22 protein-coding genes are annotated in these 22,623 nt (G+C 62.2%); 8 read left to right on the plus strand and 14 right to left on the minus strand.

All coding sequences use genetic code 11. The annotated features are described in order from the left end of the window. Positions 1 to 1,258: AAA family ATPase (locus tag EN879_RS02680; protein WP_245493785.1), on the minus strand; the 1,258-nt coding region annotated here is incomplete at its 3' end. Between the two features lie 215 nt (positions 1,259 to 1,473). On the opposite strand from EN879_RS02680, the gene EN879_RS02685 reads away from it, so the two are divergent. The 3 genes from EN879_RS02685 to EN879_RS02695 all read left to right on the plus strand — a co-directional run bounded on the left by EN879_RS02685 (position 1,474) and on the right by EN879_RS02695 (position 2,575). Continuing rightward, on the plus strand, positions 1,474 to 1,746 hold the full coding sequence (locus EN879_RS02685) for a DUF4242 domain-containing protein (RefSeq protein ID WP_063169628.1): 273 nt from the start codon (positions 1,474 to 1,476) through the stop codon (positions 1,744 to 1,746). Next, entirely contained in the window at positions 1,724 to 2,011 is a 288-nt protein-coding gene (locus EN879_RS02690) for a hypothetical protein (RefSeq protein WP_013528686.1), read from the plus strand. The genes EN879_RS02685 and EN879_RS02690 overlap by 23 nt, the downstream gene beginning before the upstream one ends. Positions 2,012 to 2,083: 72 nt before the next feature. Next, the gene (locus tag EN879_RS02695) at positions 2,084 to 2,575 is read left to right on the plus strand and encodes a hypothetical protein (RefSeq protein ID WP_063169627.1); all 492 of its coding nucleotides are present in this window, start codon (positions 2,084 to 2,086) and stop codon (positions 2,573 to 2,575) included. A gap of 62 nt (positions 2,576 to 2,637) precedes the next feature. On the opposite strand, the gene msrA is transcribed toward EN879_RS02695, so the two are convergent. The 5 genes from msrA to EN879_RS02720 all read right to left on the minus strand — a co-directional run bounded on the left by msrA (position 2,638) and on the right by EN879_RS02720 (position 6,401). Then, positions 2,638 to 3,375: a peptide-methionine (S)-S-oxide reductase MsrA gene (gene msrA / locus EN879_RS02700; RefSeq protein WP_063169626.1), complete on the minus strand. Its 738-nt coding sequence runs from the start codon at positions 3,373 to 3,375 to the stop codon at positions 2,638 to 2,640. A 142-nt stretch (positions 3,376 to 3,517) separates the two neighbouring features. Further along, on the minus strand, positions 3,518 to 3,796 hold the full coding sequence (locus EN879_RS02705; protein ID WP_027162827.1) for a hypothetical protein: 279 nt from the start codon (positions 3,794 to 3,796) through the stop codon (positions 3,518 to 3,520). A 102-nt stretch (positions 3,797 to 3,898) separates the two neighbouring features. Further along, positions 3,899 to 4,597 carry a DUF1223 domain-containing protein gene (locus tag EN879_RS02710; protein ID WP_063169625.1) on the minus strand — a complete coding sequence of 233 codons (699 nt, stop codon included), beginning with the start codon at positions 4,595 to 4,597 and terminating at the stop codon, positions 3,899 to 3,901. Between the two features lie 151 nt (positions 4,598 to 4,748). After that, complete coding sequence (locus tag EN879_RS02715; protein WP_244514250.1) at positions 4,749 to 5,060, minus strand: endonuclease domain-containing protein; 312 nt, start codon at positions 5,058 to 5,060, stop codon at positions 4,749 to 4,751. A 168-nt stretch (positions 5,061 to 5,228) separates the two neighbouring features. Beyond that, positions 5,229 to 6,401 carry a pilus assembly protein TadG-related protein gene (locus tag EN879_RS02720; protein WP_063169623.1) on the minus strand — a complete coding sequence of 391 codons (1,173 nt, stop codon included), beginning with the start codon at positions 6,399 to 6,401 and terminating at the stop codon, positions 5,229 to 5,231. Between the two features lie 187 nt (positions 6,402 to 6,588). Between EN879_RS02720 and lepA the strand changes: the two genes are divergently transcribed. From lepA to EN879_RS38815, 5 genes are all read left to right on the plus strand, one after another. Further along, the gene (gene lepA, locus EN879_RS02725) at positions 6,589 to 8,394 is read left to right on the plus strand and encodes a translation elongation factor 4 (RefSeq protein ID WP_063169622.1); all 1,806 of its coding nucleotides are present in this window, start codon (positions 6,589 to 6,591) and stop codon (positions 8,392 to 8,394) included. Positions 8,395 to 8,661: 267 nt separating this feature from the next. Then, the gene (locus tag EN879_RS02735) at positions 8,662 to 9,234 is read left to right on the plus strand and encodes an ABC-three component system protein (protein ID WP_063170410.1); all 573 of its coding nucleotides are present in this window, start codon (positions 8,662 to 8,664) and stop codon (positions 9,232 to 9,234) included. Next, the gene (locus EN879_RS02740) at positions 9,231 to 9,752 is read left to right on the plus strand and encodes an ABC-three component system middle component 5 (RefSeq protein ID WP_063169621.1); all 522 of its coding nucleotides are present in this window, start codon (positions 9,231 to 9,233) and stop codon (positions 9,750 to 9,752) included. The genes EN879_RS02735 and EN879_RS02740 overlap by 4 nt, the downstream gene beginning before the upstream one ends. Then, positions 9,739 to 11,667 carry an AAA family ATPase gene (locus EN879_RS02745; RefSeq protein WP_063169620.1) on the plus strand — a complete coding sequence of 643 codons (1,929 nt, stop codon included), beginning with the start codon at positions 9,739 to 9,741 and terminating at the stop codon, positions 11,665 to 11,667. Before EN879_RS02740 ends, EN879_RS02745 begins: the two co-directional genes overlap by 14 nt. Before the next feature lie 260 nt (positions 11,668 to 11,927). After that, positions 11,928 to 12,320, plus strand: coding sequence for a hypothetical protein (locus EN879_RS38815; protein ID WP_244514249.1), 393 nt, complete (start codon positions 11,928 to 11,930; stop codon positions 12,318 to 12,320). 512 nt (positions 12,321 to 12,832) lie between these two features. Here EN879_RS38815 and EN879_RS02760 read toward each other — a convergent pair. From EN879_RS02760 to EN879_RS39320, 8 genes are all read right to left on the minus strand, one after another. Beyond that, complete coding sequence (locus tag EN879_RS02760; RefSeq protein ID WP_063169619.1) at positions 12,833 to 14,473, minus strand: ABC transporter substrate-binding protein; 1,641 nt, start codon at positions 14,471 to 14,473, stop codon at positions 12,833 to 12,835. Between the two features lie 507 nt (positions 14,474 to 14,980). Further along, positions 14,981 to 15,928 (minus strand): alpha/beta hydrolase, encoded by a 948-nt coding sequence (locus tag EN879_RS02765; RefSeq protein WP_063169618.1) that lies wholly within the window; start codon positions 15,926 to 15,928, stop codon positions 14,981 to 14,983. Beyond that, a complete protein-coding gene (locus EN879_RS02770) occupies positions 15,925 to 16,605 on the minus strand; it encodes an isochorismatase family protein (protein ID WP_063169617.1) in 681 nt (226 codons plus the stop codon). Before EN879_RS02770 ends, EN879_RS02765 begins: the two co-directional genes overlap by 4 nt. Positions 16,606 to 16,708: 103 nt before the next feature. After that, positions 16,709 to 18,013, minus strand: coding sequence for a Xaa-Pro peptidase family protein (locus EN879_RS02775; protein ID WP_063169616.1), 1,305 nt, complete (start codon positions 18,011 to 18,013; stop codon positions 16,709 to 16,711). Between the two features lie 321 nt (positions 18,014 to 18,334). After that, entirely contained in the window at positions 18,335 to 19,303 is a 969-nt protein-coding gene (locus EN879_RS02785) for a GlxA family transcriptional regulator (protein ID WP_024504110.1), read from the minus strand. A 336-nt stretch (positions 19,304 to 19,639) separates the two neighbouring features. After that, positions 19,640 to 20,821, minus strand: a complete 1,182-nt coding sequence (locus tag EN879_RS02790; RefSeq protein WP_063169614.1) for a PLP-dependent aspartate aminotransferase family protein — start codon at positions 20,819 to 20,821, stop codon at positions 19,640 to 19,642. Next, entirely contained in the window at positions 20,818 to 22,257 is a 1,440-nt protein-coding gene (locus tag EN879_RS02795) for a pyridoxal-phosphate dependent enzyme (protein WP_063169613.1), read from the minus strand. The genes EN879_RS02790 and EN879_RS02795 overlap by 4 nt, the downstream gene beginning before the upstream one ends. Before the next feature lie 163 nt (positions 22,258 to 22,420). Beyond that, positions 22,421 to 22,623 (minus strand): hypothetical protein (locus EN879_RS39320; protein ID WP_206520918.1); only part of this gene is annotated, 203 nt, incomplete at its 5' end.

Below are 22,623 nucleotides of genomic sequence, written 5' to 3' on the forward strand. Positions count from 1 at the left end.
GCGTGTTGCCAAGCGCCTTTTGCAACGCGCGGGCTTGTTCCTGCGCCTTGATGGCCTCGTCAATGCGGGCGATCAAGTGACACTCGAAGGCATACTGCTCGTAAAGTCCGGCGCGTTCTTCCACGGGCAAGGTGTCGGCCTGCCGCAAGGCGACCTCATAGTAGCCGGCGGCGTCGCGATGGGCGCCGACACGCGAAGCCTCGCGCGCGGCGATCGGCGCGAATTCGCGCACCGCCTCGAAATTGTGCGCTTCCACGGCGTGATGGACCAGGCGTGCGGTGGCGACGCCGCCGTTTTCAAGCAGCGCCGACAGCGCGCGCTGGTTGAACAGTCTCCTGTAACTTGTCGTCAGCATCATCTCGATGGCGCGGCGTGCGATTTCATGGCGGAAGGCATAGCCATCGCCCAGATCGTCGAGCAGCCCATTCGACACACATTCCGCCAGCTGTCCGGCGCTGGCGACGCCGCACAGGCCCTGCAGAGCCCAAGCATCGGCCCGCCTGGGAAACACCGACACCGCGTCCAGCATCGAGCGGGCACCGGCGGACAGCCGTTCGGCCCGCGCCACAACGGCGTCCCGCACGCTGGCCGGTGGCGTCATCTCATTGTCGGCACACAGGAGCTCGGTGACGAAGAAGGCATTGCCGGCGGTGACCCGGTAGATGGCGTCGCCATCTCGGCCGGCAGCGCTGGCGAGCGACAGGACGGCCGCCTCGCTCAACAGCGGCACGTCGATACGGGCAACGTTGCCCGACGGAATTTCACCCAGCGCCCGGCGCACACGCGCCTGTCCTTCGCTGCGGTCGGTGCGCGCCGTCAACAGGACCAGGATGTGGGTGTTGGCGATGCGCCGGCCAAGAAAGCGGACGAAATCGAGCGTCGCGTCGTCCGCCCAATGCAGATCCTCGATTACCAGAAGCGTCGGCTGGGTCCTTGTCTCGAACACGTCGAGGGCACCGGAGAACAGTGGCAGCCGCTGACCCTGCCTGGCGTCGATCGCCTGCGGCATCGCCCATTGCGCCTCGCGGGCGAGGTCATAGAGCGGTCCGAGCGGATCGGGGATCGACAGGTCCTCGCAGGCGCTGCGCAAGATGCGCGTAGCCTTGGCCGCGCCGGCGACGAAGGCCTCGACCAGTGCGGTCTTGCCGGCGCCGGCCTCGCCCGACAACGCCACCACGCTGCCGCGACCACGCGCGGCTTCGGCGAGAAGTCCGTCCAGCTGCTCCAGCTGTGTCTGCCGTTCCAGAAGCATGATCATCCGCTTTTCGTGATCCGGGTCGCCGCCGCACCCCGCTTTCGTCAGGCAGGATAGCGCGGCCCGGTATCGGCTTTGTGGCTCCAGCAGTGAACGCCGTTAACATGGGGAATCGTCCCACGAAACATAGGGAAAGGTTCCGATGCGCGCCCCTGGCGAGCGTGATCAATGTCCTCCGCGCTCAAAACCGGGCGTGAAACAGTAAAAAGGAACCTGATATGCCTCGCTATGTGGTTGAACGTACATTTCCCAACGGCCTCAGCGTGCCGGTGAACGAGGCCGGCGCCGATGCGCTGGGCGGCGTCATCATGCGCAACGCGGAGAAAGGCGTGACTTGGGTGCAGTCCTTCGTCTCGCCCGACAAGAAGCAGAGCTTCTGCATCTATGACGCGCCTTCGCCGGAAGCGATCCGCAGCACGGCCCAGAAAAACGCGCTGCCTGTCGACAAGATCACGGAGGTGCGGGTTCTTGACCCTTACTTTTACCGTTGACCCGATCGATGAGTATCAAACTGCCCTTCGCGGCGACGGCAGCGTGCCTGACGAATCGTTCAGCGGGCCGTCGGCGGCGTCGAGACCCGTCGGACGAGACCCGTTACCGGGCCGGGCTTTCTGGCGGCTGGCCTCGCTGCTGTTCGCGCCATTGCGCAAGAGTCGGCGTCGATTGCCTCCGCAGGACGATTATCTGAGACGCGACATCGGCCTGCCGGAGCTCGAGGGTCTGCCGCACTACTGGGACTTCACCCGGTACCAATGATGCGTGCAGCCGAGATCCGACGTCGCAGCGGGAGCGGCGGCTCCCGCGCGCCATCAACAAGGAGGAGAGAACATGAACATCCATCTGTGGACCAAACACCTCATCAACCTGTCGATCGCGGCCACGGCGGCCAATGCTCACAACGCTGGCGCGCTGGACGAGAAGGTGCGGGCAGCCAACAGCCGCTTCGAGAACGTGGCGATGGCGACGGCCGAGGGCTATGCGCCGATCCCTTGCGCCAGCGGCATCACCGGCGGCGCCATGGGCATCCACTATGTCAATGCCGGTTATCTGAAGGACGATGCGGTCGAACTCGCCAAGCCCGAGGCGGTGATGTACGAGCCGATGGCAAACGGCAAGCTGAGGCTGGTGGCCGTCGAGTACATCACCTCGAAAGGTCCGGCTTCGCTGGAAGGGCAGCTGTTCAATTTCGACAGCGCGCCCAACCGCTACGGTCTAGGCCCGTTCTATGAACTGCATGTCTGGGCCTGGAAGAAGAACCCGGCCGGCACCTTCGCCGACATGAACCCGACTGTGTCGTGTGACGCGATGAAGGCCATGTAGCCGGCAGGGGCGGGGCGGCTGAGTGCGCAAATCTCCCCCCGCGAGGGGGAGATTGGGCATTCTTAGTTGCTCGCCGACAGCACCAGCACCGGCTTCTCGCTATAGAGCGCCGGGAACAGGGCCTTCAGGTTCGCCACCTTGGGCAGGTCGTTGTAGACGATGTAGGGATAGGTCGGGTTCAGCGTCAGGAAGTCCTGATGATAATTCTCGGCCGGATAGAAGGTCTTGCCGGTTTCCAGCGTGGTGACGATCGGCTCCGGGAACACCTTGGCCTGGTCGAGCTGGGCGATGTAGCTTTGCGCGATCTTCTTTTGGGCATCGTTTTCGGCGAAGATCGTCGAGCGGTACTGCGTGCCGGAGTCCGGACCCTGGAAATTCAGCTGGGTCGGGTTGTGGGCGACCGAGAAATAGACCTGCAGCAGCTGGCCGTAGGTCACCTTCGACGGATCGTAGGTGATCTCGACGGATTCGGCATGCCCGGTGCGGCCTGAGCCGACCGTCTCGTAGACGGCGGTGTCCTTGTCGCCGCCGGTGTAGCCGGAGACGGCCTTGGTGACGCCCTTGACGTGCTGGAACACGCCCTGCACGCCCCAGAAACAACCGCCGGCGAAGACTGCCTTTTCAGTGCCGGTGGCCGCCTTCTCGTCGAGCGCCGGCGGCGGGATCTTCACCGCGTCCTCGGCCGAAACCGCCGGCGTCAGCCAGAAGGCGGCGCCCGCGGCGGCCAGCGCAAGAGCGGCGAGCGCGCTGCGGAAGACGTTCGACGATTGTCTGATGACTGGTTTTTGAATGTCGGTCATGGCTTGAGCTCCTGTGACGTCCATCATGTGGAGTCTATTGGATAAGATACGATCATGCGACGGGCGAGTTGCGGCCGAAGCCTCACTTTCACGTGCATCCGGCTTCGGACCCGCGGGACCGAAGCCGGAAACAGCACCGCCTTTACTTGGCCGGAGCCATCGCATCCGTTGCCGGCTTCATGGCGTCAGCCGCCGGCTTCATGGAATTGGTGGCCATCGGGTCGGCAGGCTTCATCGCATCCGTTGCAGGTTTCATGGCGTCTGCGGCCGGCTTCATCGCATCCGCGGCCGGTTTCATGGCATTTGCAGCCGGCTTCATCGCATTGGTCGCGTCGTCGGCACGGGCGATGCCGCCGGCAAACAGCGCCGTCGAGCACAGAGCGAGAGCGAGCGCCGGCAGCGTCAGGCGGGAAGTGGTCATGATGATCTCCTTGGGGTTGGCGTTGAAGGCGCGCCCTCTTGGCGGCCGTGCTATGCGGCGCCGCTCCATGCGGCGTTGCGCAATTTCTTGTCGAAGCGCGATCTAGTCGGTCGCGGCAGCCAGGATCGGTCCGCCACCGGGCGACTGCACGAGCACGGCGGTGCTCAGGCCGCCGGACGCGGCGGGCAGAGGATATGTCGCGGCCGCGCCGGTCCAGCTGCCGAGTTTTTCGAGCGCATGCACGACATTGGCGTGCGGCAAGGTGCGGCCGGTGTTTTCGCCGCGCGAAACCGGCACCTCGACCACGCCCTTGGCATAGCGCACCAGCCAGACATCGGCGTGGCCGCCAGGTGCGGCGCCGGCGCCGATGCTGATCCTGCCGCCATCGAGTGACAATGCCGGGCCGCTTGTCCGGCCGCTCGCCGCAATCAGCTTTTCGATTTCGCCGGGTGCGGCACCGACGACATCGGCATGGCCGTTGACCACCACTTGCGGCGTGAACGGCCCGTCATGACCGAGCGCCGGCTCATAACTGACCTGGCGCCGGGTGAATTCCTGTTTTCCGAAGATATCCTTCCAGCCGAGATAGTCCCAGTAGGTGACGTTGAACGACAGCGCCAGCACGCCGGGCTGGTCCTTGACCTTGATCAGATTGGCATTGGCCGGCGGGCAGGACGAGCAGCCCTGGCTGGTGAACAGCTCGACCACGCTGAGCGGCTGGGCCGCCGCCGCACCGAGCGACGCTGCCAGCGCAATCGCCGAGAGGCTGGACACTTTGATGAACGTACAGGATCGCGACATCGGCTTGCTCCGTGGGCGGCGGCGCCTGGAAGCACCGCAGATATCCCCACTTCGCCGCTGTCGGCGCCTTCGTTACAGCGCTCACCGGTTTGTGATCGGGCCGCAGGCGTTCTTCCCTTCTCCCCCTGTGGGAGAAGGGAAGAACGCGCCCCTACCGCCAAGGCTGTAGGCTGGTATCCCGTACATAGGCGATGATGGTATCGCTAACGGCGTTCATGTCTTTCAGAACGTCATCGTTCCAAAAGCGCAGAATGCGAAAGCCTTTCTCTTCCAGGTGAGTTTTGCGGACGCTGTCAGACTCCAACTCCGCATGCTGGCTGCCATCGATCTCGACGACCAAGCGTGCTTCGAAGCAGACGAAATCGGCAATGTACTTTCCAATGGGAACCTGGCGCCGAAATTTTATCCGGTCGAGCCTGCGGTCGCGCAGTTCATGCCACAGCCGGTCTTCCGCTTCCGTCATTACACGCCGGAGCGAACGGGCGAAGCTTCGTTTGGCTGGCGGGACAGGTTGATGCGGCATGGCTTAGATTAGCCAGCTATTGCGCTCCGTCCAGCACCCCTCATCCGTCTCGGCGCTACGCGCCGATCCACCTTCTCCCGCAAGGGGAGAAGGCAAGAGGAGCAGCATCTACTGCGTCAGCAGTGTGTCGGACGGTCGCTTGTTGAAGTCGCACTTGCCCATCACGCTGTAGAAGAAGTCGGCGTTCGTAACGTCTGGCAGTGGAGGATTGTTGCCGCCGTCTTCCCATGCCTGATCGCTGGTCTCGCTGCAGGGCACCACGGCGAAGATGTCGACGACCGTGTTGCTGGCAACCTCGACGGGGAGGTATTTGGAAGGGTTCAGGGCCTTTTGTGCCGCGGTGCTGTACCCGGCGCCGAGGTAGAGCCGGTTCGACGTGTCTGTATTGTTCGACCTGAGCGGGTTGACCGGCCCGGACGGCACATCCATCTGCAGATAGAGCTTGTCCATCGTGCTCACGTTGATTGTTGCGCCACTGCTGTTTCCGGCGGAATTCGTGGTCGCGCACGTCGTCTTGAAATAGACGGTGGAGCCGTTCGTTTTTCCGCTTTTTGCCACCGCGGTGCTTTTGTAAACTCCCGCAGTGGCCGTGAAATCGGTTGTTGATCCTACTGTCGTGCACAGTTGGGTCTGAACCAGCGTATCGGTTGGTCCCGTGGTAATAGTTGTCGTCCCGTAACCTTTCGGCTCGGCAGCGGTATAGGTCTTACCACCGCTCGTATAGGAATAACTATACGCTTTGTAGTTGTAGTTGGCCTTCATCATGGCCGTCGGCGTGGTCGTGGAGGTCCAACCGTAGGGAAGGCCGTACAGAGTCATGGTCTTGTTCCAGTAGCCCGAAACGTGATCGACATTGAACGTAGCTTCGACCAGCGCCGGCGTCTTGCTCACCGCCGACGCGACGCCGACCGTTACCGTGGGAATCCTGGCGATCTGCATGAACACGGTCGGCATGGCGAAACTTGCCGAGGCCTGCGCGGTGGCGGTGCCGTTGGCGCTGACGTCGAAGCTGTTCAGGGTCGCTGCGCCCCGCCCGCCGTTTTCTCTGTAGGTATCCTGGAGCATCACCTGGCGCTGCGGCTTCGTCGAGGCCGTATCCATCGTGGTGATCGACAGGATCGCGGCGTCGAGTGCCGCCTGCTCGGTCGACCTGGTCTGGACAGCGGAGGTGTAGTCGACGGAAAAGCCGATCGCGGTGATCAACGGTATCATGGCAAGAATGAGTATCGGTGCGAACGAGCCGCTCCGCGACTCGATAAAACTGCCTGCAAGCCCCCGCATGCCTTCGTCCTTACATCAGATATTTCCCTCCGCTAACATCCCGTTCGCAAATTATGCTCTAACGGGCTTGGTTAAAATTTATAGATTTTTCGCGAAAAGCGCGAAAAAAGCGACAGGTGCCCGTGCTGCCTGCTCCGGCAAAGGCGCACAGCTTGCTCGGGCAAGCCACCCCTGCTAAACGCGCGCCATGAGCACGCCCCTCGACCACATCCGCAATTTCTCCATCGTCGCCCATATCGACCATGGCAAATCCACGCTTGCCGACAGGCTGATCCAGCTGACCGGCGGGCTGGAGCTGCGCGACATGAAGGAGCAGGTGCTGGACTCGATGGACATCGAGCGCGAGCGCGGCATCACCATCAAGGCGCAGACGGTGCGGCTGAAATACCGCGCCAACAATGGCGAGGACTATATCCTCAATTTGATCGACACGCCCGGACATGTCGACTTCGCCTATGAAGTGTCGCGGTCGCTGGCCGCCTGCGAGGGCTCGCTGCTGGTCGTCGATGCCTCCCAGGGCGTCGAGGCGCAGACGCTGGCCAATGTCTACCAGGCGATCGACAACAACCACGAGATCGTCGTGGTGCTGAACAAGGTCGACCTGCCGGCCGCCGAGCCCGAGCGCATCCGCGAGCAGGTCGAGGAGGTGATCGGCATCGACGCCTCCAACGCCGTGCTGATCTCGGCCAAGACCGGCCTCGGCATTCCGGATGTCCTGGAGGCCATCGTCCACCAATTGCCGCCGCCGCGCGAAGGCGACGCCACGGCACCCCTGAAGGCGATGCTGGTCGACAGCTGGTACGACGCCTATCTCGGCGTCATCGTGCTGGTGCGCGTCATCGACGGCGTGCTGAAGAAGGGCCAGACCATCCGCATGATGGGCACCGGCGCCAAATATCTGGTCGAGCGCACCGGCGTGTTCACACCGGCGCGCATCAATGTCGACGAGCTCGGCCCCGGCGAATTCGGCTTCTTCACCGGCTCGATCAAGGAAGTGGCCGACACGCGCGTCGGCGACACCATCACCGAGGACAAGCGCGCCACCGCCAAGGCGCTGCCCGGCTTCAAGCCGGCGCAGCCTGTGGTGTTCTGCGGCCTGTTCCCGGTCGACGCCGCCGATTTCGAGGATCTGCGCGCCGCAGTCGGCAAATTGCGCCTCAACGACGCCAGCTTCTCTTTTGAAATGGAAACCAGCGCCGCGCTCGGCTTCGGCTATCGCTGCGGCTTCCTTGGCCTCTTACATCTCGAAATCATCCAGGAGCGGCTGGAGCGCGAGTTCAACCTCGACCTGATCGCCACGGCACCCAGCGTCGTCTACCGGCTGGCTCTGACCGACGGCTCGATGAAGGAACTGCACAACCCGGCCGACATGCCCGACGTGGTCAAGATCTCGGCGATCGAGGAGCCGTGGATCCGCGCCACCATATTGACCCCCGACGACTATCTCGGCGGCATATTGAAACTCTGCCAGGACCGGCGCGGCATCCAGGCCGACCTGTCCTATGTCGGCAAGCGCGCCATGCTGATCTACGATCTGCCGCTCAACGAGGTCGTCTTCGATTTCTACGACCGGCTGAAGTCGATCTCCAAGGGCTACGCCTCCTTCGACTATCACCTGACCGACTACCGCGAGGGCGACCTGGTGAAGATGTCGATCCTGGTCAATGAGGAGCCGGTCGACGCGCTGTCCATGCTGGTGCACCGCACGGCGGCGGAAAAGCGCGGAAGGCAGATGTGCGAGAAGCTCAAGGAGCTGATCCCGAACCATCTGTTCAAGATCCCGATCCAGGCGGCAATAGGCGGCAAGGTCATCGCCCGAGAAACCATCTCGGCGCTGCGCAAGGACGTCACCGCCAAATGCTACGGCGGCGACGTCTCGCGCAAACGCAAGCTGCTGGACAAGCAGAAAGAAGGCAAGAAGCGGATGCGGCAGTTCGGGAAGGTGGACATTCCGCAGGAGGCGTTTATCCAGGCCTTGAAGATGGGGGACTAGGTCCTTAAGTAGTTTCAAAATAGAAAAAGGGTGCTAAACTGGCCGTGGCTCGGGGGTGATTCATGGCAGCAATTGCAGACTACATTTCTGAAATAATTAGCTTTCTAGTAGGTCTGGGCGCTGGTTCGCTCATAACATTTCAAATTATCAAAAATCGAGCAGGCCCTGGTGGAAACGCCGTTAATCAGGGTGGCGCTACCGCTGGTGGCGACTTAGTAGGACGTGACAAGACGATCACGAAGTAACGTGTCGATAAAGGCGCGTAGCGTGACGGCAAATTCAACCACAGTCGATCAGTCGGGAGCCAGCGCGGGTCGCGACATGGCGGCTCGCGACATCAACCATACTTACAAGAACATCGCCGCAAACCGCGTAAGCGCGATCGAAAAGCTGTTACAAAAGCTTGAGCTTGAAATTGAAAGAAATCAAGTAGCCAGAGACACCATCGACAGACTCAAACGGTTCTATTCTCAACGATCGCACGACGGTGTTCGGGGACTACGCGCAAAGTTGAGCGTGAGTGGCCGAGAGGATTCCTACTCTGATGCCATCGAAATGAAGGAAATGTTCGTCAAACTTCTAGAGCGCTGGTCTCATTATTATTCTGCTCAACAGATAATCGTATATCTGTTGGCGAGAGCTGAACGGCAGTTTAATGATATAATCCTCCCACAAATTTCTACATGTGGCGTGGTGGAAATAAACAAGTTCATGAATGAGCTAATTGTGATTCCAACTGTTGAGGACTGCGGTGCAAGCGTCCTGGAGGTAGATCATAACACCGCAATGGGGATGATTTACTGGCTGGCAGAACAATGTTTCGTCCGTTGGCATAAATGACTCAGCTCTCCTTTCAGCCTGCTTTTGACGCTTTTCATGCGGTTTTTAGGTTTTTACGTCTACGAAATGTGCTCGGCCCTTCGGAGGCGCTGGCCTACGATAAGTTGCGGATTCTGGATTTCTACCTTTTGTTCCCTCACAAAGTTCGGGACATTCGGCTGACAGCCCAGCATCAGAAGTTCAAAAAGCTATCAGACCGATATGCTTTTACTAAACCTTATGGCGAGCTACCCGATGCCAGGTTGGTATTCGAACGTATGCGCCCTATGCAAGCAGCGGCCATTCAAACCCTTGCCGCCAAGTCTTTGGTGAGTGTCGATGCGCTTGCGCAAAAGGAAGTTAGAGCCACAGGGTCCACAATTCCTCGGAGTCTCGCGGAACGAGTAGCCGAGATCAACGAATCTCAGTCCGACCTCATGGATTTCTTGGCCACTCTGGCATCGGACTATCCTCTGCAAGGGGATAACGGGCTGAAGGCGAGAACTGGCCTGTTGGAGCATCGATATGATGCGGTATGAGCCTACGCTGATAGTGACGCGTGTTGTGGTCGAGCGGGGTCATCTCGTTGTTTACAACGAACAGTTCCATGAGGGCGTTAATGTCGTCCGTGGTGATAATTCCTCCGGAAAATCGACTGTTTTAAATTTCATCTTCTATGGACTCGGGGGAGAACTCGCCGATTGGAGCGCAGTGGCTCGCCTTTGCACGAGAGTTGTCGTTGAGGCGCGTATAAACGGGCGCATAGTGACCCTTAGCAGAGAGATTTCCGAGTCGACCGGGCAGCAGCCAATGGAAGTTTTTGGTGGCCCATACGAGATGGCGACAGGGGCTGCCCGATCCGACTGGATACGCTATCCATATAGAGGTACGAGCAATCGCGAGAGCTTTTCGCAAGCAATATTTGGCCTCCTGGGAATTCCGGAGGTATCAAGCGATCTGTCCGGCAACATAACTATGCATCAGATACTTAGATTGCTGTACGCTGACCAGCTAAGCCCAATAGAGGACATCTTTCGTTTCGAAAGATTTGATCAAGCAAATTTGCGAGATACGGTAGGACGACTCCTTTGTGGCGCATACGATAGCGATCTTTACGATAACGAGCAAAAAATAAAGGAGTATAGCAAAGAGCTGGACAAGGTAATTGGGCAGCTACACTCGCTATTTACGATATTGGGCAGAGTAGGAGGGCCGGACCAGGGATTAACTACCGAATGGATTCAGGCTCAGAGACATAACCTGGAGAAGGACCGGGCTGCGGTTCAGACTGCGATCGAACAATCTGAGGCCGCACTTTTTTCCAGCGATGCAAAGGACCAATTCACACTGGACTCGCAAGAAACCGCTTACAGGCGGGTCCAAGAGATTCAGTCGAGCCTCGTGCGGACCCGTCAAGAGCGTGACGCCCTCACGCTTACGATCGCTGATTCCGATGCTTTCATTGTTAGCCTCCGGAACAAGATCGAGGCCCTGAAGGACTCTGAGAATGTGGTCGAAAATATCGGAGAGGTCAGTTTTCAGTGGTGTCCAGCCTGCTACGCGCCTTTGGAGGATGAGCCTGCTCCACATTCTTGCCATTTGTGCAAAACGCCATTTGACTCCGAACAGACCCAAGTACGCATTTCCGGTCTGATTCTTGACACCAGCCTCCAGATCAACCAATCGGAGGAACTTCAAAGGAAGCGAAGTGAGCGCCTAACCCGATTGGATATTTCACTGCGGCGACTCGAAGAAGATTGGCAACAGGCGTCCCAACATCTTGCTTCGGTGCAACGATTGCCATCGACTACATTACGAGACCGTATCGGAGAATTGCACCGACGAGCCGGATACTTGGAGAGACAGGTCGAAGATTTAGATCAGAAGGCCAAATTGGTTGAAACTATACGAGAGCTTTCGAGTCGGCGCGAGGAGCTGGAAGGTGCTATCGCTGGGCTAAAATCCTACAATGATGCACTTCGCGCTCAACAGCAGAATAGACTATCCATCGCCTATACTCGTATCTCTAACGAGGTTAAGGAGCTTCTACGCAACGATTTGAGGCGGCAAGATATATTTGAGGACCCTGAAACTATCAGCTTTACGTTTGGGCAAAACAAGATCGCTGTAGACGGGGAGAATTACTTCTCGGCTAGCTCCAGAGCGATTTTGAAAAGCAGCTTCTACCTGGGATTCCTTGCTGCAGCAACTAAGACGGAGTTCTTTCGCCATCCCCGCTTCTGCATGATTGATACTCACGAAAACATGGGGGTGGAGGCAATCCGCAGCCAAAACTTCCAACTGCAAATCCTCCGTATCTCGAAGGAAAGTAAGGTAGAGCATCAGATAATCTACGCGACTGCGATGATCGAGCCGATCTTGGAAGACGAAGCATATGCAGTCGGGGCGTTTTCCACGAGCGACGAAAAGACGATTGATATCAGGTTAAATTGAAGTGTGAGTCGGGATGGCATCATATCCTGCGCGAACGCGGCGATGGGGCCACGAAATGGCCATTTCTCCGATTGCGTGGCTCTGAGAAGCGCGACTGTTGTGTTCGGGAGGGCAGACCCACCTCGGGGTATTCTCTCCCCTCAAATGCGCACCACATCAGACACCACCGCCGCGGTCGGCCTTGCGGCGGCGCCTTCGGGCTGGCCGGCACCTTCGTCGCCAGCGCGCCGCTGCGCGAAACGCTCTGGACGATCGACGGCGTGGCTCTCGTGGTCGCCACCGCGCTGCTGACGATGAAACACCAGCGGCTGGGCAATGATTGCATAGCGGCCGGCTTCCTGACCTTCCTGGCCGGCGAGACCCTGTTGATGGCCGGCAATGCGGCGGGGCTTGAGGCCAGCGTGCCGTCCTATGTCGGCGGCATCTCGCTTTGGGCGGCCGCACTGGTCATGGTCAGCGCGCCGAAGACATTCGCCCTGTGGATGCGCCTCACCGCGCTCGTGGCCGCCGCGCTGTTTGTCGTCTCGGCTTGCATGATCCTCTGGGGCGCGCCCTTGCTGCCGACCTCGGCGCCGCTGCCCGCCGCCGGCTATCCGTTCCTGGTGCTGACCTTTGTCGGCTGGATCTGGACGCTGCTGAAGCCGGCCCGGTGAGCCTTTGTTCGCTTCCGTACCAAACGTCCGGCCTGGTTGATCGGGCATCGGCGGAACGGTAAAAAATCCGGGCGGCGGACCCAGGTTCGCCAGTGGCCGGCGCGGGCTCAGGCAACTGCCTCACCGGCATTCGCGCCGGCCATTTTCAACCCGTCAGATGATCGCAGCGATCCACCGGCTAGCCCTGCACTTGAAGGGGCGCTGACGCTTCTGACCTTCTCCCCTTGTGGGAGAAGGTGGATCGGCGCGCAGCGCCGAGACGGATGAGGGGTGCGTGACGGAGTGAGGCGGTGAAGGTTCTGCTCTGGTTCAGGGCGTTTACTGTTGGCGTATCGCCAAGCTGGAACACCCCTCATCCGTCTTGCCGCTGCGCGGCAATCCACCTTCTCCCACAAGGGGAGAAGGTTAGAAATGCCGGCGCATCACCGTCGCCCGGCCCTTCGCAGGCTCAGAGCGTTCGAGGCTCGTAAAGCCAAGCAATTGGCTTTACGTCCGCTAGCGCGGACCGCCTCTCAACTCTCAATCCACACCTTCTCAAAGTGCTGCTCCAGCGCCTGGTGCTGTTCGCAGCCTTCGACGCCTTTGCGACAGGTCCGGTAGACCGAGCGCCAGTAGGGTTGGATGATGATGCCCGAGTCGCGCAGATTCTGCTCGATCTTGCCCATGATCTCCTTGCGCGCCTTGGCGTCGGGTGTCGCCAGTGCCTTGTCTAGCAGCGTGTCGAATTCGGGATTGGCGTAGGCGCTTTCGTTCCAGGCGGCGCCGGATTTATACGCCAGCGCCAGCACCTGGACGCCGAGCGGGCGGCCGAGCCATTCGGTGCAGGAGAAGGGGTATTTGCTCCAGTCGTTCCAGAAGGTGGCGGCCGGCAGCACGGTGCGCTTGATCTTGAGGCCGGCCTCGCGCATCTGCGCGCCGATGGCGTCGCCGGTGCTCTTTTGCCATTCGACATCGACGGAGATGAGCTCGAATTCGTGGTCTGATTTGCCGGCCTCGGCCAACAGCTTCTTCGACTGCTCGACGTCACGCTTCGCCGGGCCGATATCGGCATATTCGGGGTGCATGGGGCCGACATGGTGATTTTCGGCGGGCTTGCCGCGGCCGCCGAGACCGAGCGCCAGCACGGCGGCATTGTCGACGGCGAGCTGGGCGGCGCGGCGCACCTTGACGTCGTCATAGGGCGCGTTGGCGACATTGAAGCGGGCGACGATGGTCGAGCCGGTGGCGATCTCGGAGTTCATCAGCCCCATCTGCTCGGTCTGCGAGACGGCATCGGAAGCGGTCTCGTGGTCGGTGTCGATCTCGCCGGATTCGAAGGCCGAGAGCATGGCGTTGGGGTCGGAGCCGTAGTCGACCCATTTGATGCCGTCCAAGTAGAATTCGCCCTTCCACCAGGGCTTGTCTTTGCGCTTCACCTCGGCACCGGTCTCGGCATCCCAGCTGACCAGCTCGCAGGGACCGGTGGTGATGGCCAGCGCCTTCAGGGGATCGCCGTCGCCCTCATAGGAGCGGTGCATGATCAGTGCGGGATAGTCGGCCATGCCGGCGATCAGCGAGATGTCGGGCTTGGGCAGGTTCAGCTTGATGGTGAAGTCATCGACCTTTTCGATGCCGCCATCGACCACCTTCTTGGTGTCGGCATTGACCAGCGCGCCCATGCGCGCGGCGACCGAATTGCCGGGCACCGAGGCATCGCACCAGCGGGTGAGGTTGTGGATGACATCGTCGGCGTTGAAGGCATCGCCGTTCGACCACGAGATGCCCTTGCGCACATGCAGGGTCAGCATCCTGGCGTCGTCGCTCGCCTCCCAGCTTTCGAGCAGCCAGGGCTCGAAGGAGAAGTCGGTGTTCCAGCGCACCAGATATTCGTTGCAGTGGCGGGCAACGTTGGACATCTCGACGCCGTCGAAGGTGCGCGGGTCCTTGAAACCCTTGACGTTCATGGCGACGCGCAGGACGCCGCCCTTCTTGGGTTCCGCCGCGCGGGCAGGGATGGTGCCAAGTCCGCCCAGCGCCAGCGCCCCGGCGGCGCTGACGCCGAGCCCGGCCATCAGCGCCAGATATTCGCGGCGGTTGATGCCGCCGGCCTTGAAATCGTCGGCCACGGGTTTGGCTTGCGGGTGGAGTTTGCGGTCGGTCAGCATGAATTTCATCGTCGTTCCCCTGTTGTTGATGCATGCCGCCCAAAAGTGCCCAGCGGTTTTGGGACAATGGCATGCACAGAAAAATCGCCCCGGCCGATCGACAGGCGCGGGGGCGGACGCGACCGCCGGGGCGCCGTTGCCTGAGGGGGAATGATAGAGCGGGGTGACGCCGCGGAGTGTTCGCTTTTCCGCAGTGATTGTGCGGGGTTCCGCGGGGGGAGTCGGCGATTGGCGTATGCGTTGGACGATGGCGCGGCGCGAATCTCCCTCCTTGAGGGGGAGATGTCGCCGAAGGCGACAGAGGGGGTCGGTACGACGGGACTCGACCTCCTATGTTCCATTGTTGAAAAGAGGATGCCGGCGCTTCACGCGAGACGCCCCCTCACCCAGCCTCCGCTTCGCTCGGCTGACCTCTCCCCGAGGGGAGAGGAGACTTGCAGCGCCGGCGCTTCCCTCTTCTCCCCAGCGGGGAGAAGGTGGCCGCGAAGCGGCCGGATGAGGGGGCCTTCGCTATGTTCAATACGGCCACTCACCCCTGCCCAGCGCTGCAACCGCAGCCACGATCCGCGCAAACGCTTCCGCCGCCGCCGGCACCGTGGTGCGGGCACGCAGGAAGCTGTGCACCAGCCTCGGCTCTTCGTGCCACCACGCCTTGCCGCCGGCGGCCAGAATGCGGTCGCGGTAGGTCTCGCCATCCGAGGACAACGGGTCGCATTCGGGGGTGACGATCACCGTCGGCGGCAGGCCGGTGAAATCCTTGTCGCGCAGCGGCGCAAAAGTCGGATCGTCAAGCGATTGGCGCCTGGCCGAACGGACGTCGCGGTAGAAGGCGATGTCGGCCACCGACAGCAGCGGCGCGTCGGCGTGTTCGATGTAGGAGCCGGCGCGCTCGTCGCCGCCGAGCTCGGGGTAGATCAGCACCTGGCCAATGGCAGCGCTGGCGTGGCGGCGCGTCGCCTGCGCCACCGCCGCGGCGAGATTGCCGCCGGCGCTTTCGCCGCACAGCACCAGCGGCAGGCCTGATCTCGCCGCTGCCCATTCGAAGGCGGCCACCGCATCATCGAAGGCGGCGGGATGAAGATGCTCCGGCGCCAGCCGGTAATCGACCGACAGCACGTCGAAACCTGTGCCGGCGCAGAGCTCGGCGCAGATGTCGTCATGGCTTTCGAGCCCGCCGAGGATGAAGCCGCCGCCGTGGTAGTAGACCACCATCGCCTTGGCGGCGTTGCCCTCGAGCCGGTAGCGCCGGACCGGGATGTCGCGGCCGGCGGCGGCGATCAGCCCGTCGCTGGCCTTGACGCCGGGCGGGCGGCCCTGGTGGAAAGCCCGGCTCATCCTGTCATAGACGGCGCGCTGCTTGTCGATCGGCAGGCCGATGATCTCGGGCGGATGCCAGGCGTTGACGGCGTCGATATAGGCCCAAAGGGCCGGGTCGAGCCGTGTTTCGTAGGGGCCGCGCGTCATAGATCGGCGTAGAGCGCGGCCGCGTTGTCGAAGCTGAAACGCAGCGGCACCGAGCCCTCGACCTGCCAGACGGTGACGGTTTCGCCGGCCAGCAGCCGGCAGGCGCCGTCGGTGTCGGTGACGGCGCCGCCATAGAGCCGGTTGGCGAGGTTGAGGATCCCGGTCTGGTGCATGGCCGCGCTGCCGCTGCCGCAGGCATCCTTGACCAGCAGCACGCGAAAGCCTTTGGCCACCGCATCCTTGACCGACGCGTCGATGCAGGCCTCGGTCCAGACGCCTGATATGACCAACCATTCGATGCCGGCCGACTTGATGTCGCCCGCCGCCGGCCCGGTGCGGAAGGCGCTGGCCTCGGCCTTGATCAGCAGCGCCTCGCCCTTGGCCGGCGCCACCTCATGGCAGATTTCGGTCAGCGGATCGCTCTTGTCGGAAAAGGCCGACTTGCCGTCCTCGCCGAGCGGATGAAACGGGCGGTCCTGCTTGTCGAGATCGACGATGTAGGCCCAGTGGTAGAGCGGCACCTGGTTCCGCCGCGCCGCCGCCTGCAGGCGCTGGACGTTGGCGAGGATCGTGGGAAAGCCCTCGACGAGGTAGCGCGGGTCCTGCCGGTGCTCTTCCTGCAGGTCGATGAAGATCGCGGCCACCGTGCCGGGCTTGAGGGAGATGGGCGTTTTCATGCGGCGCCTGCGTGATGCATGGGCGAGGCAGTCAAAGACCCTTCCGTATGCCGGCGGGACAGAGGGGGGCGCCAGGCAACGAGGCGCTCATTGGTTGCCCGTATCAAACCTGCGTCTCCAGAAACTCGTCCTCATAAGGAAAGCGCGACAGAAGCTCCGTGCCCGTCTCGGTGATCAGGATCTCGTCCTCCAGCTTGACGCCCTCGCGGCCGCCCTTTTCGCCGATATAGCTTTCGACGCTCACCACCATGCCTGGCACGATATGGCCGTCGCGGCCATAGGTCTCGTAATCCATGGCATGCGCGATGAACGGCGTTTCGCCATGCATGCCGACGCCGTGCATGACCGAGGTGTAGCGCTGGTCGACGAAACGGTCGGGGATCTTCCACGCCTGCTCGGCGATCTCGCGGAAGGCCATGCCGGGCTTGACGATCGAAATGTTGTGCTGAACCTGATCGTGCGCCATGCGGTAGAGCGACTTCTGGTAAGGGGTCGGCTTGCCTGGCCCGCAGCGGAAGGTGCGCGAGAAATCCGAATAATAGCCGTAGCAGCCGATGGTGTCGGTATCGAGCGCCAAGAGTTCGCCGGGGCGGATCTTGCGGCCGCTGGCCTCGTTGAACCACGGGTTGGTGCGCTGGCCTGATGTCAGCAGCCGCGTCTCGATGAACTCGCCGCCCTGGCGGATGACCTCGCCATACATGATGGCGAACAGGTCGTTTTCGGAAACGCCGGGCTTGATCGCCTCACGCACCGCATAGACGGCAGCCTCGGCGCCGGCCATCGACACCTGCAGGCATTTCACTTCCTCCGGCGTCTTCACCGCGCGCACCGCCAGGATTTCGCCCTGGCAATCCCTGACCTCACAGCCGCGCTTTTCCAGCGCCAGCGCCTGCAGATGGCTGCAGCGGTCGAGGCCGAGCTTCATCGAGCCGCCGCCATGCTTTTTCAAAAGCTCGGCGATCTCGTCGGCGAACGGACCTGCGGTCTCGTCGTCGCGGCCCGAGACCGACGACCAGACCAACTTGGAAGGCCGCGCCTCGTCGATCGTGTCGAGTACCATGGAGACATGATAGCTCTGCGGGTATTCGAACAGCACGATCGGCCCGTCGGTCGGGATAAAGAAATAGCGGGTCGAGTTGCGCAGGAAATAGCCGAACATGTTGCGCGAGCCGGTGGCGTAGCGCTGGTTGTACGGATCGAACAGCACCACGCCGCCATAGCCGGCCTTGCGCATCCAGCCGCGCAGCTTGGCCAGCCGGCCTTTGCGCAGGGCATCGGCATCGATGAAGGACGGTTCGGTGTCCGACAGCCACATGCCGCCGGCCGGATCGGCCGCCGCGGGGTGGCGCATGCGATCCTTGAAGTTCACGTCCTCGGTGCTGTCGGGGTCGAAAACGACGATGCTCATGGGCTCGGCCTTGGCTGGGTTGCGAGGTCGCAGCATGGCGCAAGAGGGGCGGGAGGATTGTGCGGAAAACCGCAGCTGTTGTGCGGGATGCCGCTGGCTAATCGGTTGCGTCGCGATCCTTCGCGCCCCCCTCTGCCCTGCCCGGCATCTCCCCCTCAAGGGGGAGATTGGCATTTTCGATGCCGCCGTTCTTTTCTTCAACATCTGAGATTGGCGAAAGCAGAGATGCAGTCCGATCTCCCCCCTTGAGGGGGAGATGTCCGGCAGGACAGAGGGGGGCGCTGTCCCGCCAACATCTCACCGCGTCAGCGAGCGCCAAGCCTAATGCCGTCGCGCCAGCTTCGGCGGATGGCCATGCTCCTCGCGAAACGCCCGGGCAAAACTCGACATCGAGGCAAACCCACACGCCAGCGCCACGTCGCGCACGGCGAGCGTCGAATGCGCCAAAAGATCGGCGGCGCGTTTGAGCCTCAGGCGCCGGTAATAGCCATTGGGCGAGATGGCGAGTTCGGAGCGGAAGGAGCGCTCGAGCTTGTCTGAGGACACGCCGAGCTTCGCGGTCAGCTCGGCCATGCCGAGCCGCTCCTCGACCGCGTCCTCCATGATGGCGATGGCCGACAGCACCAGCTCGTTCTGGACCCCGGTGCGCAGGCGCAGCGGCATCATCTTGCGGTCGATGCTGGAGCGCAGCTGGCTGTGCACGAACCATTCGGCGACGCCGGCGGCAAGCTCGGCGCCGTAGTCGCGGGTGATGATCTCCAGCATCATGTCGAGGCTGCCGACACCGCCGGCCGAGGTGAAGCGCTTGCGGTCGATAACATAGAGGTCGCGCCTGAGCTCGATGTTGGGGAAGGCTTCGGTGAAGGCGGCCTGGCTGGTCCAGTGCAAGGTGCAGGCATGGCCGTCGAGCAGGCCGGCGCGCGCCAGGAAGAACGCGGCATCCGCCACCGCACCGATATGGGCGCCATTGCGCAGGCTCTTGCGGATCCAGTGTGCAGCGTCCTCGGCGACGAGGTGATCGGCATCGCCGCCCGAGCAGACGACGATGCGGTCGACCTTCGGCGCATCCTCGGCGTAAAAGCCCGGCTGGATGACGACGCCGTTCGACGCCTCGACCGCACCTTTCGTGCCGCCGACGATGATCCAGCGATAGCATTGCCGTTTCGCCAGGACATTGGCGGCGCGCAGCGGCTCGATGACCGAGCTGAACGCCATCATCGGAAAACCTGGGAACACCAGCACGGCGAAAGTGAGGGGTTCAGTGGGCTTGGGTGGTTCGCGCGTGGCCATGGGGCGCTACATTTCGGGCAGATGGGGTTCGGGGTCAATTGGCCGGTCCATCATCATGAGACGTCCGCGCGCCGCCCCTTGCCCTTCCTCTCCCTCGTCGATCGGGGGAGAGGTGTCGAGCGAAGCTCGACGGAGTGGGGGTCGACCCTCGCCGCGCGCCCTGAGGTCTCTTGCTCGTCAGATTGTGCCTGTCTTGCGGCGACTGCGCGTCTGCGAACGCCTTCCCCCACTCCGTCTCGGCTTCGCCGAGCCACCTCTCTCCCCTCCGGAGGGAAAGGAAAGGAGCCAAGGCAGGGCGATGAGGGGCAACGCTGAAGTTGCAAGTTGATTAAGCTTCTAACCCGCCAGCGCCTGCTCCAGATCCGCAATCAGATCATCGCCATCCTCGATCCCCGCCGACAACCTTACCAGCGAATCCGATATGCCGATCTCGGCCCGTTTCTCCGCCGGTATGGAGCCATGCGTCATCAGCGCCGGGTGTTCGATCAGGCTCTCCACACCGCCGAGGCTTTCGGCGAGCGTGAACAATTGCGTGCGTTCGAGGAACTTTTTGGTGCCGGCTAGGTCGCGGTCGAGCACGGCTGTGATCATGCCGCCGAAGGCATGCATCTGCTGGACGGCGACGGCGTGCTGCGGGTGGCTGGCGAGGCCGGGATAGATGACGCGGCGGACGTCGCGGCGCGCTTCCAGCCATTGCGCGATCTTCAGGCCGTTGGCGGAATGGCGCTCCATCCTGAGCGCCAAGGTCTTGAGGCCGCGCAGCGCCAGAAAACTGTCGAACGGGCCCGAAATGGCGCCGATGGCGTTCTGCAGGAATTTCAGCTGGGCGGCCAGATCCTTGTTGTCGCCGACCACGGCGACGCCGCCGACCATGTCGGAATGGCCGTTGAGATATTTGGTCGTCGAATGCACGACGATGTCGATGCCGAGCTCCAGCGGCCGCTGGATATAGGGGCTGCAGAAGGTGTTGTCGGCGACCGTGAGAATCCCCTTGCGCCTGGCAAGTGCGGCGACGCCTTCGAGGTCGACGATGCGCAGCAGCGGGTTGGTGGGGGTTTCGACCCACAGCATTTTCGTCTCGGGCCGGATCGCGGCCTCGACGGCGGCAAGGTCGGTGAAGTCGACGAACGAGACCTGCAGATCGGCCGAGCGTTTGCGCACCCGCTCCATCAGCCGGAAGGAACCGCCATAGATGTCGTCGGTGGCGACGATATGCGCACCGGAATCGAGCAGCTCCAGCACGGTGGCGATCGCCGCCAGCCCTGACGCGAAGGCGAACGCGGCCGAGCCGCTTTCGAGGTCGGCCACCGCGCGCTCGAAAGCAAAGCGCGTCGGGTTCTGGCTGCGGGCATATTCAAAGCCCTTGTGCACGCCGGGCGATTGCTGGCCATAGGTCGAGGTGGCGTAGATCGGCACCATCACCGCGCCGGTCAGCGGGTCGTGGCTCTGGCCGCCATGGATGGTGCGCGTCGAGAAAGCCAGACGGTTTTTCCCGGCTGGCGGAGTATTGCTGGTCATCGTGCGCGCCTCAGATGGTTGATCAGATCGATGCGGGTAATCAGGCCGACGAATTCGTCGCCGTCGAAGATGATGGCGACCTCGTTGCGGTCGAACACCGGCAGCAGCGCGTCCAGCGTCTGGCTGGCCTGCAGCGTGTGCAGGTTGGAGGTCATGGCCGTGCGCACCGGGCCGTTGAAGCGCTCCCAGCGGCCGTCATAAGGGCCGTCGACCTTGGCCAGTATGTCGCTTTCGTCAACGATGCCGACGAGCTTGCCATTGTCGAGCACCGGCAGCTGCGAGACATCGGAGCGGCGCATGCGGCCATAGGCATTGAGCAGGCTTTCGTCCGGGCCGACATAGACGGTGTCGCCGGTGCGGTGCGAGCGCATCACCAGGTCGCGCAGATCGCCATGCTGCTCGTGCTCGGCCAGCCCCTGCTCGGCCAGCCAGAAATCGTCGAACACCTTCGACAGGTACTTGTTGCCGCTGTCGCAGACGAAGGTGACGACGCGTTTGGGCACCGTCTGCTCGCGGCAATAGCGCAGCGCCGCCGACAGCAGCGTGCCCGAGGATGAGCCGGCAAGGATACCTTCCTTGGACAAGAGGTCGCGCACCGCCAGCATGCTCTGCTTGTCGGGGATCGAATAGGCCTTCTTGACCAGCGACAGATCGGCATTGGGCGGCACGAAATCCTCGCCGATGCCTTCCACGGTCCAGCTGCCGGCCTCTTCCATCTTGCCGGTCTTGATCAGCGGCGCCAGCACCGAGCCGACCGGATCGGCCAGCACCATTTCGGTCTTCGGCGACACTTTTGCGAAGTAGCGGCCAAGCCCGGTCAGCGTGCCCCCCGAGCCGACGCCGACCACCACGGCATCCACATCACCGTCGAGCTGCGAAAAGATCTCCGGGCCGGTGGTGGTTTCATGCGCCAGCGGATTGGCCGGGTTGGCGAACTGGTTGGCATAGAAGGCGCCGGGCGTTTCCGCCGCGATCTTCTCGGCCATGTCCTGGTAATATTCGGCATGGCCCTTGCCGACATCGGAGCGCGTCATGCGCACTTCGGCGCCGAGCGCGCGCAGGTGCTGGATCTTTTCGCGCGACATCTTGTCGGGCACCACCAGCACGATGCGATAGCCCTTGGGGATGCCGACCTGGGCAAGGCCAAGCCCGGTGTTGCCGGCCGTCGCCTCGACAATGGTGCCGCCGCGCTTGAGCTTGCCCTGCTTTTCAGCCGCGGCGATCATCGACAGCGCGATGCGGTCCTTGATCGAGCCGCCGGGATTCTGGCTTTCGAGCTTGATGAACAGCCGGCATTTGCCGGTGTCGAACTTGGTCAGCTCGACCACCGGCGTCTGGCCGATCAGGTCGAGCACCGACTTGTAGGGCGGACGCAGGCGGGACAATTCGGCTTCCGAGGGGGCACTGTCCAGTGTGGCGATCTCATGCTCGCTCATATCGATGCTCCATGACCAAGCGACCGCCTCTGGGCAGGGCGGCAGCGTAGCCTCTTTTCCAGCCCTTTGCAGTCGGAAAGAAGATAGATCGTGCCAATCAACCGGCCAGATGCGGAATGAAATTCCGGTTTGTGCCTCAAGGGCTTGGAGGGTGTGTTGAGATTCAGGTCAGGCCGAGCCGAAAATGGCAGATTCCGAGAACCGGAGCAGAGCGTACTTTTGGGTACGTGAGCACCGGAAGCCACAGGAAGCCGCATTTGCAGGCCGGCATCACCTGAATATCGACACAGCCTACCCCAGCAGCTGCTTGCTCAGCCTCGCACACTGCACGCGGATATCGGGGATGGCGTCGATCTCGAAGAAGGT

It is taken from the genome of Mesorhizobium sp. M7A.F.Ca.AU.002.02.1.1 (assembly GCF_003998535.1).
Taxonomy (GTDB): Bacteria; Pseudomonadota; Alphaproteobacteria; order Rhizobiales; family Rhizobiaceae; genus Mesorhizobium; species Mesorhizobium ciceri.

Excerpts from the sequence above, each read along its gene's own strand:
- EN879_RS02695 (WP_063169627.1), top strand. The coding sequence starts at position 2,084 with ATGAACATCCATCTGTGGACCAAACACCTCATCAACCTGTCGATCGCG.
- EN879_RS02710 (WP_063169625.1), bottom strand. The coding sequence starts at position 4,597 with ATGTCGCGATCCTGTACGTTCATCAAAGTGTCCAGCCTCTCGGCGATT.
- EN879_RS02705 (WP_027162827.1), bottom strand. The coding sequence starts at position 3,796 with ATGACCACTTCCCGCCTGACGCTGCCGGCGCTCGCTCTCGCTCTGTGC.
- EN879_RS02740 (WP_063169621.1), top strand. The coding sequence starts at position 9,231 with ATGACTCAGCTCTCCTTTCAGCCTGCTTTTGACGCTTTTCATGCGGTT.
- EN879_RS02795 (WP_063169613.1), bottom strand. The coding sequence starts at position 22,257 with ATGAGCGAGCATGAGATCGCCACACTGGACAGTGCCCCCTCGGAAGCC.
- EN879_RS02790 (WP_063169614.1), bottom strand. The coding sequence starts at position 20,821 with ATGACCAGCAATACTCCGCCAGCCGGGAAAAACCGTCTGGCTTTCTCG.
- EN879_RS02685 (WP_063169628.1), top strand. The coding sequence starts at position 1,474 with ATGCCTCGCTATGTGGTTGAACGTACATTTCCCAACGGCCTCAGCGTG.
- msrA (WP_063169626.1), bottom strand. The coding sequence starts at position 3,375 with ATGACCGACATTCAAAAACCAGTCATCAGACAATCGTCGAACGTCTTC.
- EN879_RS02775 (WP_063169616.1), bottom strand. The coding sequence starts at position 18,013 with ATGAGCATCGTCGTTTTCGACCCCGACAGCACCGAGGACGTGAACTTC.
- EN879_RS02720 (WP_063169623.1), bottom strand. The coding sequence starts at position 6,401 with ATGCGGGGGCTTGCAGGCAGTTTTATCGAGTCGCGGAGCGGCTCGTTC.
- EN879_RS02765 (WP_063169618.1), bottom strand. The coding sequence starts at position 15,928 with ATGACGCGCGGCCCCTACGAAACACGGCTCGACCCGGCCCTTTGGGCC.
- EN879_RS02745 (WP_063169620.1), top strand. The coding sequence starts at position 9,739 with ATGATGCGGTATGAGCCTACGCTGATAGTGACGCGTGTTGTGGTCGAG.
- lepA (WP_063169622.1), top strand. The coding sequence starts at position 6,589 with ATGAGCACGCCCCTCGACCACATCCGCAATTTCTCCATCGTCGCCCAT.
- EN879_RS02715 (WP_244514250.1), bottom strand. The coding sequence starts at position 5,060 with ATGACGGAAGCGGAAGACCGGCTGTGGCATGAACTGCGCGACCGCAGG.
- EN879_RS02760 (WP_063169619.1), bottom strand. The coding sequence starts at position 14,473 with ATGAAATTCATGCTGACCGACCGCAAACTCCACCCGCAAGCCAAACCC.
- EN879_RS02770 (WP_063169617.1), bottom strand. The coding sequence starts at position 16,605 with ATGAAAACGCCCATCTCCCTCAAGCCCGGCACGGTGGCCGCGATCTTC.
- EN879_RS02785 (WP_024504110.1), bottom strand. The coding sequence starts at position 19,303 with ATGGCCACGCGCGAACCACCCAAGCCCACTGAACCCCTCACTTTCGCC.